17 protein-coding genes are annotated in these 19,605 nt (G+C 42.4%); 4 read left to right on the top strand and 13 right to left on the bottom strand.

The window, feature by feature from the left end:
- Window positions 1–540 precede the first annotated feature (540 nt).
- Both rho and ACJJI3_RS11095 read left to right on the top strand, forming a co-directional pair.
- Complete coding sequence (rho, locus tag ACJJI3_RS11100; protein ID WP_444942472.1) at window positions 541–1,479, top strand: transcription termination factor Rho; 939 nt, start codon at window positions 541–543, stop codon at window positions 1,477–1,479.
- A 178-nt stretch (window positions 1,480–1,657) separates the two neighbouring features.
- A complete protein-coding gene (locus tag ACJJI3_RS11095) occupies window positions 1,658–2,044 on the top strand; it encodes a hypothetical protein (protein ID WP_444942471.1) in 387 nt (128 codons plus the stop codon).
- A gap of 169 nt (window positions 2,045–2,213) precedes the next feature.
- Here ACJJI3_RS11095 and ACJJI3_RS11090 read toward each other — a convergent pair whose 3' ends face one another.
- From ACJJI3_RS11090 to ACJJI3_RS11050, 9 genes are all read right to left on the bottom strand, one after another.
- Complete coding sequence (locus tag ACJJI3_RS11090; protein WP_444942470.1) at window positions 2,214–3,071, bottom strand: PA4780 family RIO1-like protein kinase; 858 nt, start codon at window positions 3,069–3,071, stop codon at window positions 2,214–2,216.
- 508 nt (window positions 3,072–3,579) lie between these two features.
- Window positions 3,580–4,050, bottom strand: coding sequence for a DUF4259 domain-containing protein (locus tag ACJJI3_RS11085; protein WP_444942469.1), 471 nt, complete (start codon window positions 4,048–4,050; stop codon window positions 3,580–3,582).
- Window positions 4,051–4,159: 109 nt separating this feature from the next.
- On the bottom strand, window positions 4,160–4,624 hold the full coding sequence (locus tag ACJJI3_RS11080) for a hypothetical protein (RefSeq protein ID WP_444942468.1): 465 nt from the start codon (window positions 4,622–4,624) through the stop codon (window positions 4,160–4,162).
- Between the two features lie 546 nt (window positions 4,625–5,170).
- On the bottom strand, window positions 5,171–5,695 hold the full coding sequence (locus ACJJI3_RS11075) for a hypothetical protein (protein WP_444942467.1): 525 nt from the start codon (window positions 5,693–5,695) through the stop codon (window positions 5,171–5,173).
- Window positions 5,696–6,485: 790 nt separating this feature from the next.
- Window positions 6,486–6,941 carry a DMP19 family protein gene (locus ACJJI3_RS11070; RefSeq protein ID WP_444942466.1) on the bottom strand — a complete coding sequence of 152 codons (456 nt, stop codon included), beginning with the start codon at window positions 6,939–6,941 and terminating at the stop codon, window positions 6,486–6,488.
- Between the two features lie 94 nt (window positions 6,942–7,035).
- Window positions 7,036–7,503, bottom strand: coding sequence for a hypothetical protein (locus tag ACJJI3_RS11065; RefSeq protein WP_444942465.1), 468 nt, complete (start codon window positions 7,501–7,503; stop codon window positions 7,036–7,038).
- A 596-nt stretch (window positions 7,504–8,099) separates the two neighbouring features.
- Window positions 8,100–8,336 (bottom strand): hypothetical protein, encoded by a 237-nt coding sequence (locus ACJJI3_RS11060; RefSeq protein ID WP_444942464.1) that lies wholly within the window; start codon window positions 8,334–8,336, stop codon window positions 8,100–8,102.
- Window positions 8,337–9,229: 893 nt separating this feature from the next.
- Window positions 9,230–9,526 carry a Tse2 family ADP-ribosyltransferase toxin gene (locus ACJJI3_RS11055; protein WP_444942463.1) on the bottom strand — a complete coding sequence of 99 codons (297 nt, stop codon included), beginning with the start codon at window positions 9,524–9,526 and terminating at the stop codon, window positions 9,230–9,232.
- A 413-nt stretch (window positions 9,527–9,939) separates the two neighbouring features.
- A complete protein-coding gene (locus ACJJI3_RS11050; protein ID WP_444942462.1) occupies window positions 9,940–10,206 on the bottom strand; it encodes a hypothetical protein in 267 nt (88 codons plus the stop codon).
- Window positions 10,207–10,345: 139 nt separating this feature from the next.
- On the opposite strand from ACJJI3_RS11050, the gene ACJJI3_RS11045 reads away from it, so the two are divergent.
- The gene (locus ACJJI3_RS11045) at window positions 10,346–10,918 is read left to right on the top strand and encodes a hypothetical protein (RefSeq protein ID WP_444942461.1); all 573 of its coding nucleotides are present in this window, start codon (window positions 10,346–10,348) and stop codon (window positions 10,916–10,918) included.
- 265 nt (window positions 10,919–11,183) lie between these two features.
- Here ACJJI3_RS11045 and ACJJI3_RS11040 read toward each other — a convergent pair whose 3' ends face one another.
- The 3 genes from ACJJI3_RS11040 to ACJJI3_RS11030 form a co-directional block, all read right to left on the bottom strand.
- On the bottom strand, window positions 11,184–11,897 hold the full coding sequence (locus tag ACJJI3_RS11040; protein WP_444932506.1) for a hypothetical protein: 714 nt from the start codon (window positions 11,895–11,897) through the stop codon (window positions 11,184–11,186).
- A gap of 637 nt (window positions 11,898–12,534) precedes the next feature.
- Window positions 12,535–16,305, bottom strand: a complete 3,771-nt coding sequence (locus ACJJI3_RS11035; protein WP_444942460.1) for a hypothetical protein — start codon at window positions 16,303–16,305, stop codon at window positions 12,535–12,537.
- 156 nt (window positions 16,306–16,461) lie between these two features.
- A complete protein-coding gene (locus tag ACJJI3_RS11030; protein WP_444932508.1) occupies window positions 16,462–17,682 on the bottom strand; it encodes a hypothetical protein in 1,221 nt (406 codons plus the stop codon).
- Between the two features lie 1,121 nt (window positions 17,683–18,803).
- Between ACJJI3_RS11030 and csrA the strand changes: the two genes are divergently transcribed.
- A complete protein-coding gene (csrA, locus tag ACJJI3_RS11025) occupies window positions 18,804–18,992 on the top strand; it encodes a carbon storage regulator CsrA (protein WP_444942459.1) in 189 nt (62 codons plus the stop codon).
- A 124-nt stretch (window positions 18,993–19,116) separates the two neighbouring features.
- Here csrA and ACJJI3_RS11020 read toward each other — a convergent pair whose 3' ends face one another.
- The gene (locus ACJJI3_RS11020; protein ID WP_444942458.1) at window positions 19,117–19,533 is read right to left on the bottom strand and encodes a DUF6746 family protein; all 417 of its coding nucleotides are present in this window, start codon (window positions 19,531–19,533) and stop codon (window positions 19,117–19,119) included.
- Window positions 19,534–19,605: the final 72 nt, after the last annotated feature.

Raw genomic sequence — 19,605 nt, 5'->3', positions numbered from 1 at the left:
GGCCTGGTGGGATCAGCAGAGGCTGTACGGCAGGGCTGTATTCAGCTCAATAAACACTGGGTACATGGCATAGGTGACTTCCAATGTTTCCTTTTGGTGACACACCACTATTTCCTCCCGGCTTTTCGATGCTATTCCTTTCGAGTTGGCTAATTCACGCAATTTTCCAACCTAAAGTATCTTTTTTCAGCATTTCACTTCGTCCGATCCAGACCAGGTGAAATGGCCATTAAGGAGGAAAGCCTGTACTATTTCCGGTGTCATCTTACAATCTGTGGGTGTCCTGGTGTGAACCCTCAATCAGAAACGATTCTTCGTTTTTTTCAACCTTCTGGTCTGTGTTTCGATGGTTACGGCTGACGTTAATCGGTGTTCTCGGGTTTTAATAGGACTATTTGTCTGCCTTGGGGTCGGAAGGGTAATCGCTTAGCCGCAAGTTCTGGCTATAGTATCCAATTTGGGGGAGCGCTAATCTTTTGTCCAGCCATCGACAATCATTAATAATCTCCCCGGTCTCGACTGATTTATAAAGAGCATGTTATGTCCAGAAAAATATTATCCTTAAAGGTAAAGAGAAATACGGAGCCTAAGAAGGCTGATAAAAAGCAAGAGGATACTTCTGATCCAAAGAAACGCTTCTTAAATGGAGTAGCTATTAATCCATCTGAGCCTATTCGCCTTGAGTCTGGTTCTCAGCAACTTACGGTAAGGGCGATGGATTTGATTACGCCAATTGGTAAGGGGCAGCGAGGCTTGATTGTGGCTCCACCGGGCTGTGGCAAAACCACTATCCTGAAACATATCTGCCAAGCAGTGGGGGAGGCTTACCCCGAAATAAAGTTGTACGCTTTGCTTATTGATGAAAGGCCAGAGGAGGTTACTGACTTTAAGCGAAGTGTACCGGCCGAAGTTTATGCGTCCTCTTCTGATCATAGCTATGAAGAGCATGTGAGAGTAGCTAATGAACTCCATGATAGGGCCTGCAAGGAAGCCGGTGAAGGTCAGGATGTAATGATCGTGGTTGACTCGTTGACAAGGCTTTCACGGGTACACAATGCGCAGCGGAGTGGTAGGGGACGTACGATGTCTGGCGGGATAGATGCCAGGGCTATGGAGGTACCCAGAAAGCTGTTTGGTGCTGCGAGGAAGATTGAAGGTGGTGGTTCACTTACGATTCTGGCAACGATACTCGTGGATACCGGAAGCCGAATGGACCAGGTGATATTTGAGGAGTTTAAGGGCACGGGAAATATGGAGGTAGTATTGTCAAAGGAAGTTGCGAGACAGCGAATTTTCCCTGCCTTGGATATTTCCAAAAGCAGTACTCGCCGTGAAGAAATCCTGTTCAACTCGAAAGATATTGCAAGGATAAGAGCTTTACGAAGAACGCTTGTTAGCCTAAAGCCTGTAGATGGCACTAAAAAGCTTATTGAACTCCTTGAAAAGTACCCGACTAATGCAGAGTTACTTGACCATTAATTTTTAGTTAAGTTTAAGGGTAGTATTTAGCCACTTAGCATTTTTGGAGTTAGTTACTTAGCGACCGAGTCCTTACTAGGGCAGCCGTTATTTAGTCGAGGGCTTTACGCTTCAATTCTCTGGTGTGTTTTTACAAGATATTGCTCAATGAGGGGCTTAGTGGAAATTTGGCCTTAATATGCTGAAAGGGTCGCTCTTTCAGCTGGATCACTATTTGGCGTTAGTAGACTGGAGTGGCCGGCATTTAGGCCCCAAAAAGCACGGTGTCATTTCTCAAAAGGCATCCTTTATCCTTGAGCGGCTGGGCATCTCGGCAAAACACTGGCTCTATCTCGGTTGGCACTTTGAAAGCCGCTTTAAAGGTTTGGTGGGATCAGTGGAGACTGTAAAGCAAGCTTGCATCCAGCTCGATAAACGCTGGGTACACGGAATAGGGATTGCCGGCGTTTCCTCTCAGCCACACTCTGCTAATCTACTCCTACCCCAAATACTCTATTACACGATTACCACTCTTTTATCCAAAATAGCATTTCCAAAAATCTGCATATCAATTCCCAGAACTTAATCTATCTTACCTATAGATCAATGGGTAAGAGCCCCCAGAAAGGGAGCTTGCTACAGCATCCTCAAGCCTTTGGGTGTCCTAATGTGTGTGCACTAATTTTTGCAATATGGTAATAAACAATACCCACAGCAACCAATAAGGTTACTAAACCGGTTGCCTTCATCTAAATTTATACATCTTCTGAAGATTCACGTATGCGCTCTTTTCGTTCCAGTTCCTCTTGCATCACCGCTTTGATTTCTTCTAGCACGGCGTCGACATCGGCGCTGTCATCGTCATCATCAAACTTGCCGCTGAGCGTTGAGCTAGTCGTTAAGTTACCCTCTTCAAACAGTGCCCACATTTCCTTGGCGTATTGAGTCTGTAATAAAGAGGGGGCAAATCCGCCATAGTAACGACGCATATTGTCGACGTCGCGAGTGAACATTTCTTGTGCACTGTTATTGGCAGCGGCATTAACAGCTTGGGGTAAATCGATAATCACAGGGCCGGAATCATCCACTAGGACGTTAAATTCGGATAAATCACCATGTACAATTCCCTCGTGAAGCATGAGCATGATGTAATGAATCATTAATGCATGATCTTGAATTGCTTGCTCTTCTGACATTGTCACATCGCCAAGCCGTGGTGCGACATTGCCTGCTTCGTCAGTGATTAACTCCATCAATAATACACCGTCAACACAACCAAAAGTCTTGGGAACTCGTACATGAGCGCGTGCTAAACGTGATAAAGCATCAACTTCGGCATTTTGCCAAATCTCTTCCTGCTGTTGGCGGCCATAATTTGACCGTTTTTGCATGGCACGTGCTTGACGACCACTGCGAACTTTACGCCCTTCTTGGTACTGTGCGGCCTTTTTAAAACTACGCTTATTCGCGTCTTTATAGACTTTGGCGCAACGAATTTCGTCACGACAACGGACAATAAATATATCGGCTTCTTTGCCGCTCATTAGGCGGCTGATAACTTCATCAATTAAGCCATCATCGATGAGAGGCTGTAGACGTTTGGGAGTTTTCACTAGATACCAGCTTTGAGTGTTCGGCAATTAATCATATATGCTATTGACATATTTCTATGTGTATTTGAGGCAAGAAATCTAATCTTGCTTATGGATAAAGAGCGATTATGGGGCCCTATAATGCCCGCGTAAAGGATGGGGGCAATAAGAATTGCACTTGACATGTGAAACCCCCCAGTAGGGAGATCACCGTTTAATGACCTCTAACTGCCAGCGAATAGCTATACCATAAGGTTTTGTGGGAAGGAAGCCGCAAGCAAAACTATGAGTTGGCGAACAGAAACATCCTATATGGCTTAGTCTGTAGGCCAAGGGTGCCAAAGCCGCGTGATCTAATGGATAGGGTTAGTGATGCAGCTGATTTGTGAAATTTTATACTCTTATCTTGGGTAATCTGTGTAATTTGTTTCATTGATTCTGCCAGCGTGGCTACTGGCTGGTAAGTAGATCCAACCGGTTAGCATTCATGACCTGTACACTGGGTGGGCATGGGAGCGGTAGCTAAAAACTACCGGCTACCCGATTTAAGTGCGGATTTCAGACGAAGCTGTAACCCACTAACATAGAAACTCCATTCTTTCGATTCATTCCACAACTGTTTTAATTCCGAGTCTGGCTCACTACTACAAATTACCACAGCCTTCTCTGCTCTTGGCACCGCCTCTTCGCTCAATTGTGGCTTGAGAGATTTTGCGAGGCTCAATATATCTTCATTATATTTCCCACTCGGTACATTGAATATGATTGCTACTACTTCTGATGCTGCAATAGCATTGAAACAAATGTCAGCATCAATATATCCACCTCTAGAGGGCGCATCGATTGCACTTTTAAAAAGTACTAGCGAATTATCTGAGTTGGATACTTCACTCACCCAATCTAGAGCTGTATCGTTCTCAAATGCACCGACTCCCCATACGCCCGCTGCAGCTTGGAATGGAAAAAATATCAGGCCTACTAGAAATACTAATTTATACATACAGCACTCTATTAACGGTTGCACTTAACGCCTCAATAACCGGCAGCCGGAGCGCCGTGTAGCGGCGAGTAGGCTGTCCGGCGCCGTAAGCGCGTAGTGGATTAATTGGTTATACGTATTCACAGCAGCCTTCATCAATATGTACTTCTGTTACCGAACCAGCTTTGCAAAATAGCTCTACAAATACGTCATCACTGTATGAGTGAAATCCAAACTCAAATTCTTCTTTGGATTCACATGTGAGAGACTTAAGGTAAAAATTTGATTGAATATCTTTTATAGTGAGATCTCCATATTTTTCTTTAAGCTTGGAATAAAAGAGATCATTTAGGTAGGAGTACAAATTTTCTGGTCTTTCTGCATAGAACTGAAAAACGTCAAGCGCTACTTGATATGGACCTTCTAGACTCCCGCTAACAGCACCAAAATCAAACCTAGACGGTAATAGGCCTACAGGTTTTTCCACCTTCCAATATTCGTCTCTACCATCGTTGAAATACGAAAACTCACCCAGACTATCAAGTCGCATAGTTTTCGCTTTGTTCTTAGTGAAAATATTGCTGAGAAACGACACCGAAACTCACTTACGTTTTACGCTTAAAGCACCGGCGTAGCTTAACCACGTCCGGTGTCTTTATTTGGTACGCCCAGCATGGGCGTGAACTAATGGGGTGAAAGTCCCCTGTAGGAAGATCACCGTTTAATGGACTTCATTAAATGCTAACTACTAGCGAATGGCAACTGCAATACGTGAGGTCTTGTGCGGAGGAAGCCGCTAGCAAAACTACGAGCTGACGGACAGAAACATAATATAAGGATTAGCCTGGGGCGAGGTGACCAAGGACACCGAAGCCATGTGATCTGACGGGTAGAGTAAATGATGCAGTTGTGTAGTAAAAGTTCACGTTCTTATCTGGGGAGATCTGTTTAACTTGCTGCTGTGAAGTTGTCAGGTGGCCGCTGACTCATAAATAGGTCGCCACTATCGTGGGTTAAAAAACATGGTAGAACACAGTAGTGATCGTTGAGGAGAAATTCATTACAATAGGGAGTTGCCCATTGTGGACATGCACGATGGGTGCTGTGGGGGCCGGTAATTAGAAACTACCGGCTACCCGATTTAACACACATTGATTCTCTTTCCGCCATTCTTTGCGACTTCCATTTGTTGAACAATAGCAATAGCTTTTGCTTGATATTCTCTGTAGTCACATTCAATGCCCGTCGAAAAATTTGTAATCAAGAACTGCGCCTCGCCTACAATTAGGTAGGGATGCTCCTTTAATTCCAACACCTTATCTAATTCCGATGAAGGAGCAAGCTTTCTAGCTATTTCACCTGAATTACTGATCTCTATCTTTTTTGGAGGAATAGGCTTTATCCTGATTGGACTAGGGAGCTTGCTAATTTCGCTCAAATCGGGAGTAAGAATAACAATCAATCCACTTTGATCAGGAGAGTTAAATGATCCCTGTATCGTATATTTCGAAGAAATGAGGTGTTCACCCGAAAAATAATCCCACATTCCACCGTACGCTGAGTGAGAGTATTTAAGTGATGAATCTATGGGAATATCGTACACTTCCTTTGCCATAGTATAGGAACAACCCAACAAGAGAACGACTATAAGCTTCATGTGTTTCATGGTGTTAACGCTTTTGTAAACGGCGCGCGGCGCAGGAGTGAGTCCAGCGGAACACCGAAGGTGTGTAGCGATGTTTGACAAACTTGGTACGCCCATCATGGTCGTGAACTAATGGGGTGAAAGTCCTCTGTAGGAAGATCACCGTTTAATGAGTTCCATTAAATGCTAACTACTAGCGAATGGCAACTGCAACACCGTGAGGTCTTGTGGGGAGGAAGTCGCTAGCAAAACTAGAGCTGACGAATAGAAACATCCTGTAAGGCTTAGCCTGGAGGCGAGGTGGTCAAGGACACCGAAGCAATATGATTTAAAGGGTATGGTAAATGATACAGTTGTGTAGTGAAAGTTCACGTTCTTATCTGGGGGGATCTGTTTAGCTTGCTGCTGTGAGGCTGTCAGCATGTCGCCGACTCATAAGTAGGCCTAACCCACTAGCCACCATCGAGGGGTAGACAAGAGTGGTGGAACACAGCAGCGCCTCGGTCAGTAATGACCAAAGTGATTAAACGGAAGTCAGCCGACGGTATAGTAGCCTAGCGCCAAGATTATTACCTTGGACATGGTGAAGGCCTGGAGCCAAACTCTAAGAGTTAAAAGACAGGGCTAGCCTACCGATATGTTTCCAGTCGGATAAGTTGAGGTATTGCTCGGCCATGACACTCAACTCAAATGAAGGGATGCTCGACACTATCGTTGGGTAGAGAATCATTACGGATAGGGAACCGCCCATTGCGGACCCACATGATGGGTGGTGTGGGGGCCGGTAGCTAAAAACTACCGGCTACCCGATTTAGGAACACACCTCTACCCAATCATCAAGTTCACTGCCAAACTTTGCTTCTAATACCTCAAGAACCTCAGGTTTAACACTATAGTATTTAGAATCTTGCGAAAAGGAGCTTGCCTCAGCCAAAGACGAGTACTCTTGAAGCGTATTAATCTTTGGTATATTCATTTGCAATGCTTCCTTAAAACATTCCTCCAATATTAAAGCTTGCTCCTTAGCACCGATGGCTATCAGAGCTGCTATCGTCTCTTCAGTTTCATCAAGCCCTTTATTTACGAAATACTGTAAATGCCCACCATTCATCACTTGTGCATCATAAATGTACGTAAGCCAAAGCGTCCTGAATTGCTCGCTTGATTGAGCTTCAACGTTTTCTGCTAGGTACATAATTAATGCCCAGAGCTTAGCTCTGGGGTCTTCAGACAATTCCTTTTTTGTAACAGATGCTACTGTATCCATTCAAATTTCCTAACGCCCGCGTAATCGGCTGGACGCGCGAAGCGTGGCCAGTCCGGTGGAAGCCCGTAGGGCTGGAACGAAATTCACGCGTTTGTTAACCGTTTTTGATGAACGCATTTACCTTACTTAGTGCTTCTGTAAAAAGGTTTTTATCGAAGTCGCCCCGTTTGGGATGTTTACCAAGAACTACCATACCTCTTTGGCTTAACGTATAAGCTAGCTCGGCCTCTAGCTTTCCGACGATATCTCGGTAGGGCTTATGATCTTCGAAATTGCTCTGCTCGGGAAATATAGGGCCTAATGTCAAAAGGTCGTACTCACATTCACCGGGAGTCATTCCCGAAGCTCGTAAATTCTTAGCAAGCATATTAGCCTGAGCAGATGGTCTTAAATCTAGGTGTTGGCTGAGACGACCAAATGGAGAGGCTGCATTTGCAGAAGAATTATCCCCTGTGCGCCCAACATACCAAACTGTTTTTTCACTAGACGATATGCGCCAGACATAAAGCCAAAAGCCTCTTTCTAGTATTTTTCCTGTGAAACTTGTTTCGTAGCTATCCATACTTGTATCGGTTAACGCCTCAATAACCGGCAGCTGGAACGAAGCGAAGCGCAGTGTAAGCTGTCCGGCGCCGAAGGCGCGTAGTTGATTGATTTGGTACGCCCAGCATGGGCGTGAACTAATGGGGTGAAAGTCCCCTGTAGGAGGATCACCATTTAATGAGTTCCATTAAATGCTAACTACTAGCGAATGGCAACTGCAGCATCGCGAGGTCTTGTGGGGAGGAAGCCGCTAGCAAAGCTACGAGCTGACGAACAGAAACATCATATAAGGCTTAGCTTGGAGGAGAGGTGGCCAAGGACACCGAAGCCATTTGATCTAACGGGTAGAGTAAATGATGCAGTTGTGTAGTGAAAGTTCACGCCCTTATCTGGGGAGATCTGTTTAGCTTGCTGCTGTGAAGCTATCAGGTGGCCGCTGACTCACAAATAGACCCAATCCGCTAGCCACTATCGTGGGTTAAAAAATGTGGTTGAACACAGTAGTGATCGTTGAGTAGAAATTCATTACAGATACGGAATTTCCCATTGTGGACCTGCACGGTGGGTGATGTGGGGGCCGGTAGCTAGATACTACCGGCTACCCGATTCAGAGCCTTACTCTTGATCCCACTCTTCTTCATAGCCATTACTCACTAAGTATCCATTCAGAGAGTGAAAAATATACTCCATCCACTGCTCGATTCCTTCTTTCTCCAGCAGAGGGAATCCAGAACCTTGATCATCAGCAGCAACGTCTATCATTCCCCAATAGAATTGAGAAAGAGCTAATGCCTGCTCTCGATTAGAAACTACGCCTTTCTTAAGAATATCTAGTGCAGTTTCATTCACCATCTTTTCAGCGTAGTGAATAAGGATCTCGCGTTCTTCTGGCTATTTATATTCAATCATAGTGCGTCTTGAGCCTCTTTAATTACTGACATCCGATCAGCAACCCAAGTTAACTTACTTACCAAGTCTTCAACCCTCATTCTCTTGGTGGCTACAATCAGGTAGAGCCTCTTATCCGGTAAGGCCTGTTTAACTTGCTGCTATGAAATTGTGTGTGGCTGCTGACTTGTAAGCAGGCCCAACCCGCTTTTCACTATCGTGGGGATATAAGAAGTGGTGGAACATAGTAGCGCTTCTGTCAGTAATGACCAAAGTGACTAAACGGAAGTCAGCCGACGATATAGTAGCCTAGCGCCAAGATTATTACCTTGGACATGGTGAAGGCCTGGAGCCAAACTCAATGAGTTAAAAGACAGGGCTAGCCTACCGATATGTTTCCAGCCAGGTAAAGTTGCGGTAGCGTACTGCCATAACACTCAGTTCAACTTAATATCTACTCAAGACTATCATTGAATAGAAAATCACTACGGATAGGGAGCTGCCTATTGCGGACCCGCACGATGGGTGGTGTAGGGGCCGATAGCTAGAAATTACCGGCTACCCGATTTAGAGTTCAATTCTCCAGTTGGACTGAAGAAATTAAATCCTCATAACTAGGATAATTACAGTTATCGCTCCACTTATGCTTATACAATTCCGCAAGTGCTGTCGATAGAGATAACAGTTGCATGGAATGCTCTCCACTTGCATCCACTTCCTCTTCTGTTGAAGATGGATTATCTATTATCAACTTCATTCGATATATTTCTGACTCAGTTAGCTCGATCATGAGTGACAAGTGTGAAAGACTTAGTTCCATAATTAATTCTCGAATATTATTTCTTTAGTAAGTTTATCTAAGGGTATACAAACTTAGCGACTGGCATATCCCAATGAGGACGGATTGAGTAATGTGTAGCCTCATAACTTCGATTATATGAATCCTTCGTTATAACTAGGCCATGAGGGATTACAATGTTTGGTGATAGCCTATAATAATCCCAACGAGAAACCGGTACCCCCAGCACATCAAATAATGAAACACCCCCTGAAGTACAGTCTACCCACCACTCACCATTGCTCCAGTATGTGTCTATATCAGGATTTCTAATTTTTCCGTTAGAAAGCCTAAAAGACTTTAGTATAGGATACAAAACAGGCTGATCCTCGATCAGCTTTACGCTGCCCTCTCCACAAATTTACGTTTAAATTAAATTCGGAGTCAAAAAGTTCACCAAGTTCCCTCTATTTAATAAAGAACTCTTCTTCCTTCTTGCTTTTTTTCATAAATTCACTCCATTGAATATTTGAAATTGGTTTACTCTAACGTGGTAAATATGGGCACGCAGCGTGGGCACAAAGTGCTGAGGCGGAGAACCAGCCGAAGCTGAACATGCCTTAACTTGGTACGCCCAGCATGAGTGTGAACTCATGAGGTGAAAGTCTCCTGCAGGAAGATCACCATTTAATAGACACTATTAAATGCTAACTATTAGCAAATGACAACTTAAACATCATGAGGTTTTGTGAAGGGCGGTAGCTAGGAAATACCTGCTATCCGATTTAGCTATACTTCTTCAAACTCTGACTCCCCGCCAGGTATCGGTTTAATATCTATTGCCACATTATCAGCAAAAGGCCATTTAATTGAAATTTGTTGTATAAAACTTCCTGCGTCACAAAAAGCGATTACACTTCCTTCAATGTTTTTTTCCCATGACACGCCATTCCAACTTGCGAAATCATAACATCCCGCTGCCGGTCCCATTTTAACCGCTACAAAATATAAACCTTCTAGTGAAGGGTTTCCGTCCTTCCATTCGATTTCTTGCATAAAACCCTCCTAAAATTTTGATCTAAACCTTTCTGCTTCTTCCGCTAATAATGTGGCTCAGCGCTTCATTCAGGCCTAACTGGACTGCAGTGAAAAGAACAAGCTTAAAGAGCTGATTGAGCTGTGGCGAGAGCGATTAATGGATATCAGTTGGTTTATGCGCTGCCTAAACGAATCTATTGCTCGCCAAGCCAATACAGAAGACCGTTGTACTGGCCGCTTCTGGGAGGGCCGTTTCAAGTCTAAGGCGCTATTGGATGAAAGAGCCTTGGTTGCCTGCATGGCCTATGTCGATCTCAATCCTATCCGTGCCGATATTGCAAAAATCCCGAAGGACTCCGATCACACGTCCATTCAGCAGCGTGTTCGCGCTGTGATCTCAGGTGAGAAGCCCAAAGAGTTACTACCGTTTGTGGGCGGCGAGCGCCTTAATATGCCGAAAGGGTTGCCCTTTCAATTGGAACACTATTTGGCGTTAGTAGACTGGAGTGGCCGGCATTTAGACCCCAAAAAGCGCGGTGCCATTTCTCAAAACGCGCCCCCTATCCATGAGCGGCTGGGCATCTCAGCAAAACACTGGCTCTATCTCAACCGGAACGTTGAAAGCCGCTTTAAAGGACTGGTGGGATCAGCAGAGGTTGTACGGCTCAATAAACGCTGTGTACATGGTATAGGCGACTGCCAACGTTTCCTTTCGTTAAGTCCTTCCTAATTCCCCCCAGCCTTTCGATACTATTCCTTCCGGCTTGACCAAAATCATGCAATTTTTAAACCTAAAGCATAACTTTTCAGTATTTCACTTTGCCCTATACTTGATCAGGAGAAATGGCTGTCAAGATGGAAGGCCTGTACTTTTTCCTGTGTCATATTTCAGTCTATGGGTGTCCTAGTGTTGCTATTCTAATAATACTTAACTCCGTGATTAACCGCGCATAAAGTGCACAAAGGTGGCCGCCGGTCTGCAGCGCTTTATCAGCCTAAACCTGCTGTGCCTCACTAGCTGCAGTAACCTCTTTCCCAATATTTTCAGCTGAACTGATAATTTCCATAGACTTTTCTAGAACGAATTTAGCATCTTCACCAGGCAAAGTTGACGCTTTTAGCGCCATTGCCACAAAGGAAAAGCCTACTGCAGCCTCAAAGCTTTTATTGAAAACTTCTCTAGCTTGCTTCATAAGGAGTTTCGACGATTCTTTTCTTCCTATTTCTGGAAGTTCGAACACACTTTTTCCATACTCTTTATGTAGGTTACCCATCAAAGAATAAATGGTTTCAATAAGAATTGGGCTGCCGACAAGATTGCGAGATTGCAGATGTTCAATCATATCTATGAATTCTTTTCTGAGCTCAACTCCGCCCGCCAAGTCCCAATTAGGTTTTAGAGAGCCAAATAGCCCGCGACCACCTTCGGTGCTTTCGACTGAACCGCTTCTAATCATGGCGGTTACAATTTTAAAAGCAGCAACTTCAGTAATAAATGCTAGAAATGCAAAGAATCCATATGTCGAATTGCTAAGTAAGTACCCCCATATAGCACCTGCAGCAGCCCCAAAAATAAGCATAATACCGAATAGCTCACCAAATTTTTTGTCTTTTGTTGAAAGGTGAAAAACTAGGGCTGCAATTATGAGTAATGGGTCAACCATTATTCCGGCTAGGGATCCTAAAAAGTATGCTAGTGAGTTTGACATGATATTTTTTCTCAGGCTTATAGATACTGTTTAAAGTACTTGCGTTGAAATCATAGCGAAGCGACGATTTTGAAGTCGGGTGTCCTTGCTTGATACGCCCAGCATAGGCGTGAACTAATGGGGTGAAAGTCCCCTGTAGGAAAGCCGCTTCGGGACACCTATAAAAGGTAGAGCTTAAGGTGCCACAGCCATTGACACAATACGGAAATCATAATAAAAATACTGGACATTAAACAGTTAAACCTATACCCCCATGACTCAGCCTCGCCGCATCATAGATCTCTCTTGATGCGACAAACGCTGGGTAAATGGCATAGGCGATTGCCAACGTTTCCTTACTGCAATGCCCCACTAATTCCCTCCAAACCTTTAGATGCTGTTCCTTCTGGTTTGGCCAAAATCACGTAATTTTCAAATCTAAATCTTATTTTTCAGCATTTCACCTTGCCCTACACCAAGCCAGGAGAAATGGCCGTTAAGGTGGAAGGCCTATACTATTTCCGATCTCATCTTTCAATCTGTGAGTGTCCTAGGGTTGGTTCTCTTGTTGCCCATTGCGGACTTGCAAGATGGTTGGTGTGGGGCCAGTAGCTAGAAACTACCGGCTACTCGATTTAAGTGTCTACCGAAAATTTAGCTAATCCAAATCTACTGTTTGGTCATGACGATTAGCATCTGAACGATAGTGATCTGCAAGTTCCCTTAATATTTTAGCTGTTCGTGGATAAATCAACTGCACTGATTCTGAGTCCGTTTGATATCGATCAGCCAACGTCCTCTCTTGTTGTCCACCAGCATATGGATGCCTTGTGGTAATCCCTCTGGAATTTAGTTTTCCATTGATTATACCTTCTTCAAAAGACTGACTCTTTAGAGATTCTATAACATCTCTAACAGATTTTTTAGGCCATATACCATCTTCTTCATCTGAATGACACTTGGATAGGTATTTCCCTATATACAAGTCCCCAATTTCTAACCTGCCGCATTCTATTAACTGTTCTCTAGCCAGTGAAACCCACTCGTCGGTAAAATCATCTTCTGGCAAAAGGTGTAAAGAATTGAGTATATCCCATGCGGCACCAGCTACTTGTTTGGCTTGTCCTTCCTGCATGGTCTCCTCTTCTTCAATGCCATCTTTCCTTAAACACATCCACTTTATGAATTGAATAAAGTTCGATGGATTTGTTGCAATTGACTTATGAATAAAAGTTGGAGAGAAATCATGATGGCGAAATGCTTTTGCATATAGCCATTCAACCTGCATCACTTCTTCATCACTGCACTGGCCAGAATCCTGAATAAACTTTATCGTCCGGGTGATATCATGAATTACACTCTGTATTGAAACCCTATCTATATCTTCAGCGTTAGTAGCTACTTTTATAAGTATTTGATAAGCAAGCTTGGCATTCATATCTCCCGCACTGGTTCCCCTGTGAAGCGATTGGGCAAAGGCATCAATGGCTGCTAGAGGCCTTCCATTCTTTAACAGATTGCTAGAAATATACTCGACCAAGGACGAATCTTTATCCTGAACAAAGTAATATGCAACTTTCTGCCAATAACTCTCTTTTACAGAGCCATCACACTCTTCAAGAATATCGAATGTTTCTTGAAAAACAGGGAAGTTTACTAATAATTGGCTTTTAATGATTTCATTCATCAAGTGATGATCGCTAAGAATTTTCTTGGCACCAGCAAAATCAGAGTGCGCCATTGCTGAAAAATATCCATTTGCACATTCTTGATAGCCACCATCTTGACCTAACCAAACAACCAACTCATCAATAAAAAAATCCTTGATCTTAGATTTATATAATGAGAGACCTACTAGGCGAGGAAATTTACAACTTTCTAACAGCTCTTTAAAGCCATCAATCCCAGACTCATCGTATAAATCCTCTAGTTTTTCAACTCGCAGTGAATCTAAGTATTCCTGTCTTTCATTATATGGCACTTCTTTTCTTTTTGTAGGGTCAATCAAATCGGGCCAATGATCATCAAAAAGATATTTCGCGTTGAGTACTGGGCTTTCAAAATCAAGGTGCAGATATACCTTTTCTAATTTGGTTATTACTTCATCTGGCCATGCCCAATCTGAATCTGAAAACTCTCTATGCCTAGAGATTAAGTCCCTTAAGTGTTTAAGTAATTCTTTGCGAGACTCGTCAGATATCATATCGATATTAACTGACAGTAATTTGTTAATGATAACTTCGCGTTGAGCAATGGTATAGGAATCAAAGTTACTCGCGAGATCAATGTATCTGCTGTCTATATCTTTGTCAGCTTCAGCGATTATCATGTCAACGATCCTTCCGATGTATGAAAAGTAATCGCTTTGTTTTGTGGATTCATCAACCCCTTCAGCCCAATCTTGATAATCTGGACTAGATAACCCACTTGACGATCTAGCACTACCAACTAATAATTCATTCATCAACCTCCAGGTAACTTCAGAATACTGTTTTAAAAGAACTTCTTTAATTAGATTGGCCCGTTCATCATGCGTAGCGGAGCTATATGTTATCCAGCCAATAAAAATATTGACTAAGGAGGAAAATGGCCTATTACTATATCTGCCACCAGGGTCTATTTCTGAAAGCCTCGCTAAAGCCTGACAGACTCTAGTTAGGTAGTTTTTATTCCAGGATATAGTTTCTAAGGCCCATAAAAGATCAGAGTGATAACAGCCGCCTGCAAAACTATCTTCGGCTTCCGCGTTAAATAGGCCGAGTAATGGTGAATTTTCACCTAACGAGGAGTTATCTACCGCATCTAGAAAAACGTCTGGCGCAGCTTCCGCCAAAGATGATGTGGACTTTCCAAGTGAATACCAAAATTCTGTCGTATTATTTTCATTGAAAAGGTGGCTCAGCCATACATCAATCTTATTCTTTACGGACACCCCACCAAGCTGAGATGCATGATCATCACTATAAGTTGATAGTAATGCTAAAGTATCGGCTATCCCCCCTTTTAATAACCCGGAATATTTTGGTGTATTTCCCTTGACAGAAGCCATCCACCTTTCATTTGAATCCATATCATACGATGGATCAATATCTCCTATTACTTTGCCGCAAATGTCACCAAGCCTATCGATATGGGACACGGACATTAAACCTCTTATGTTCAGCCAATAGTCAATCTTAGATATCACTTGCCAAATCCTACCAACTCTACGGATAGGCGTATCAGAATAACTGGAAAGTTTGTCTAGTTGACTTTCAAGCTGATTGTAATTCATTCCTGATAAAGCGGACAAAATATCCTTGTCATTATCATTATTTGAATTCCATTCTGTAGCAAAAAATGCTGCAAACAAAACATCTACATCAACTTCTGTTGGCCACTTTGGCGCAATATATTCACGAGGCCTTAAAATTTCATGTCTCAGCAGAGGTTCCAAATAGCCTTTAGTATCAGAATATAGCTTAGAGGCTTGGCTATCGTTAAAACCGAGCTTTTGTATTGCCTCCTGCTGAATCAATCGAGGCCTCTTTTCCAAACGAATAAGAGGGGTCTGCTGGCTTGATTCATCCACAGGCAGAATAACAGTGTGTCCATTACTAACTGCGTCACCGACACCGTTTGGTTGAAAATTAATAGGCATCAATATGAGCGGAGATTTAGATGAAGCAATATCATCCCAAGCCGACTGGTCGAGTACTGTTAGAAATTTTGAGCTTAATGAATCACCATTTAATATGACTGAAAGGATAAAACCCTGAGATTCATTAATAGACTTGGCACATACTGCATAACTGGCAGGGCCACCCATTAAAGAATCTTTTAAGCGATCGGCTTGCTCATCCCTACTATGAAGGAAAAAATCATCAGTAAGTGAAATCTCTGTGATATTCGAAAACTTTGACCAGCTTTGTTCAATATCCCATAAATTAGGGCATCGTTTATCGATTAACTCTGCAAACCAACGATGTACCGCCGGGCATTGCTCTAGCCAGTCACACAAAAATTTTGCATTAATTGCTTTTACACTACCCCATTCTTCTTCAAGGTTTTTTTCGGCTTCCCACTTTGATCTATCTTTCCAATGCCTCGATGTTACAAAAACATAGGTAGTGTTTTTTTTATCAAATGGGTCAGGATCCTTGGTTCTTTTTTCATAGTCATCATTAGCTTTAGAGTTAACACTTTTATCGGTTCCAAACTCCCAAGCTGACAATCCCGATGGTACAAATAGACTACCCTGATCAACTTCAAGCTCGCCATCCCAACCACCGGTGGATACAGAGTCCCCAAATGGAAAATTAATTTTTGTTGGATTTGATGAAGCCAGTATAAGTTTATATATAAGCCGAGGAAGTAACTCTTCTGACCTGCGCTTATCTGTCGCAGTCCAGTTTTTTATATCATTCTCCGTGACATGCCAACCAGACATATTTACTCCTTTTAGTGATCGATAATCATGAACTCATGATTATTTAATTTGCTTAGCCCGCATAAGTTACACGTGAACGTGATTTCAATGCCGTATAATACCCGCGTAATAGATCCGAGCTTGCGAGCGTCCTATTTGATGCGTTTGTTAATTATTTTAGGTACATAAGTATGAGAGCTGTCTTTCTAGGTCGTCAATCAAATTATCTAGCTTGAATGGATTTATATTTTTTATCGGTTCCCTAGACATTCTTTGAAACGATATTTCTTCGTTCCTCTTTAAAAGCTTAGTTACTGCTTTGTCACCAACCTTTTCTCCTATATCGACCATATCGAAACTTAATACAGGCATGCCGGTTCCATCATCATCTGTGCGGCATGCCAAATGTTGGATATCAAATAACTTGCCTATTTCGTAGAGCTTTACCTCAGAAGTTGCTACATAAGCAGTATTTAGCTCAGGCAAATGATTTGGTGTTAGTAGCTGTTCCGGTAGCTTGAGAAGATAAAGATCCCAAGCAGTAGCTTTTAAGTCATGCTTAGCATCTTCAGCAGCCATGTTGGTCTGAGTGTTTATAAATTTTCCTGCCAAATTGCAGAAGTAATATATAGCCAAACTCGATTCTCTAGCTAACCTGACACCAAGGTCGTTGATCATAAAATTTTCAAAAGCTTCGCTTTTCTTGTAAACACCCTTATTATCTTCAAACTTAATTAAGACCATTTTTAAAAGGCAGGAATATATTAATTTTATTTTGTACTCGATATCAGTGTCTTTTATATTCTTGACAATCTTTTTAGCCCAATTTAAGCCACAACCTTCATAATCACTTGCTTCATACAGGTCAAAGTAATGTTTGGTTTCTTTATCTTTAACTGATATCAATCCTTTGCTGACAAAGGTGCTTTCACACATTGAATGAAGTTTTAATATTGATGCCAAAGCTTTTGGCACATTCTCATAAAATTCAGATTCATCCGATTTAAAGAATGACTCCATTACATAGAAGATTGGACTATAATCGCAATTGACCTCAGACAGATGAGCCAGAAATGAATGTGTCGCTACACGCTGCCCATCTTTCATAGACTCCCTGTTGGTGACATACTGATGAAGTAGACTTACCACATTGGAGTCTAGAGTAATAGAGCACCAAAACTTTAGTTTTAATTCATTATCACTTGTGCAAAAGTCGTGGTTAAAAAGAGCTGGCCTCTTTCCACAAAATTGATCGACTATATGTATTTTGTGAGAACCAGTGCCGAACACCTTTGATTCAGAGTAAAACATAGATTCATAAGGGGATGCAGCTATTTCAAAGAAGTGTGCGTCTTTATCTTCAGTCCCTTCAAAATAATCCTTATAATATTGGTACATACCAATTTCCTTTTAGTACTTAACACTTATATAGTAATCAGTCATGACCACTATTATTATGATTGTTATCTTATAATCAATTTCTACGCCGCAGCAAAAAATTTCATTTTAATTTAAATGCTTAATGCAATCTTATACGTTCGTGCAAACTATGAAAATGATCGCTTTGACTGCTATCCAGATTTCAAGTCTGGCCTGTAACCTATTGATCTAAAAGAAATCTTTATGCGTATGTTCTTGTTCCTTAATATAAGGGCAAGATAATCATAAACTCCTAAGTTATCACTTGCTAACGTTTGTGGGCTGGTGATATTTCGGGGGAAGGTGTCGAAGTAGGTGGGGACACAGTAAACTTCTGTAAGAGTTACTTTTCTTTATTCGATAAACGCTTAAAGCTACTACGACAAAACCAAAACTAATCGGACGTTTGATACAGAGTATTTGGATTTTAGGTCTCGTCCAGAACTAACCGAAAGCTGTCTTCGCTCACTCTTTATATATTGGATGTGACTTCCTTTATTGAGGACTCTTTTCAGCTTTTAATCAGTGGCTTCAAAAGTCGCTGCAATGATATTGCCCGTCAACATATCTCAATTTATGAAAAATATAGGCACAAAAATAATCTTATTAGATTTTATTAGGATTGTTTTAGTGTCAAAGCCACGTAAAATCGATAGATATTTATTGGTAGTTTGGCCGCGATTAAGAAGCTATCTAAAGGCAATAATCAAAGCAGCTCGGTTCAAGAGTATCGAGAGAATCAAGAACCCAAGAATCTTCTAAAAACCAACCTTCAAAGGAGAACGGTAGCGTGAAGTAAGAAACAGTAAAAGGCGCTGACCCAAGGTGCTGGAACACCTGGGGCCAGCTAACCAAATTGATAACAGTCCTATCAAGATGGCTATATGCATAGTACGCTAGAAACCCGCTCGTCTTCAATAAAGTGGAGCACAATCAGCGGCTTGGAGAGATTCCCCAGGCCCTGGGGGCGTTGCGTCTGCCTTTTCTTTTTCTATGCCTACCGTTCTCGCGCACCACCTCGCAGTTACTCAAAACATTTCTATTCGAACTTCCAATTGTGGAAGGTCTACCTATGGTTTGAATATCAGTAGGAAAAAAATATGTTGATCTTAAAGCGCCGTACAGGCGAAAACTTATGGATTGGAGCGAATGTCTCAATCACTGTATTAGAAGTTAAGGGCAATCAGGTAAAGATAGGAATAATTGCTCCAAAATCCCTGCCAGTACACCGCGAAGAGATTTATGTGTGGATCAGACAGGAAGGAAATCTGGTCAGTGGGAATCGTTGAGAAGTTGATCGAGATTGTAGCGGGGTGGTGTTGCTATGAAAGCGCTAACTACTGTTAGTTAGCGCTTTCAGTCGAGCCAATCGCTGCGATTAAGCCCGCTGGTTAAGCTCGGGAATGCTCTGTATTAGTGATGTTTATGCTTAAATCCAGCTTCAAACTTATCTGCTAATTTAAAGTAGTGATTCAGATCCTTGCGGGTTTTTTCTGGGCGGTTGTTTTCGGAGTTAATGTGGATATTTTCCACAACAACGGCGATGTCTTTTGCAAGCTTCTGTCTTTCACCTTTCAGGTTCTCAGCGAAGTACTCAACACTTTTTTCGAGGGTGTAGGTGATGACATGAATCTGGTGAAGTTCAGCAGGATTCAGCTTTTGCTTGCTTTTAATTTCTGCTGTTTTCTCAATGAAAATCTTCTTGGCATCCTTCATAGAAGTAACGTCCGCTACTTTGAGATGCTGGATGGGCTTTTCGTCTGATGCGGGGCTAGCTTGAGCAGTGGTAGCAAAAGTAACAGCAAAAAGTAACGCAATTAAAGTTCTCATTTTTCCTCTCTAACGCCCAAACGCTAAGGGTTGATAAGGCATTGATCGGGCGAGGTGAATGCCTAACATTTT

The sequence above is a fragment of the Microbulbifer maximicatervae (SeqCode) genome (assembly GCF_052466985.1).
This window is presented reverse-complemented; position numbering and strand designations above follow the sequence as displayed.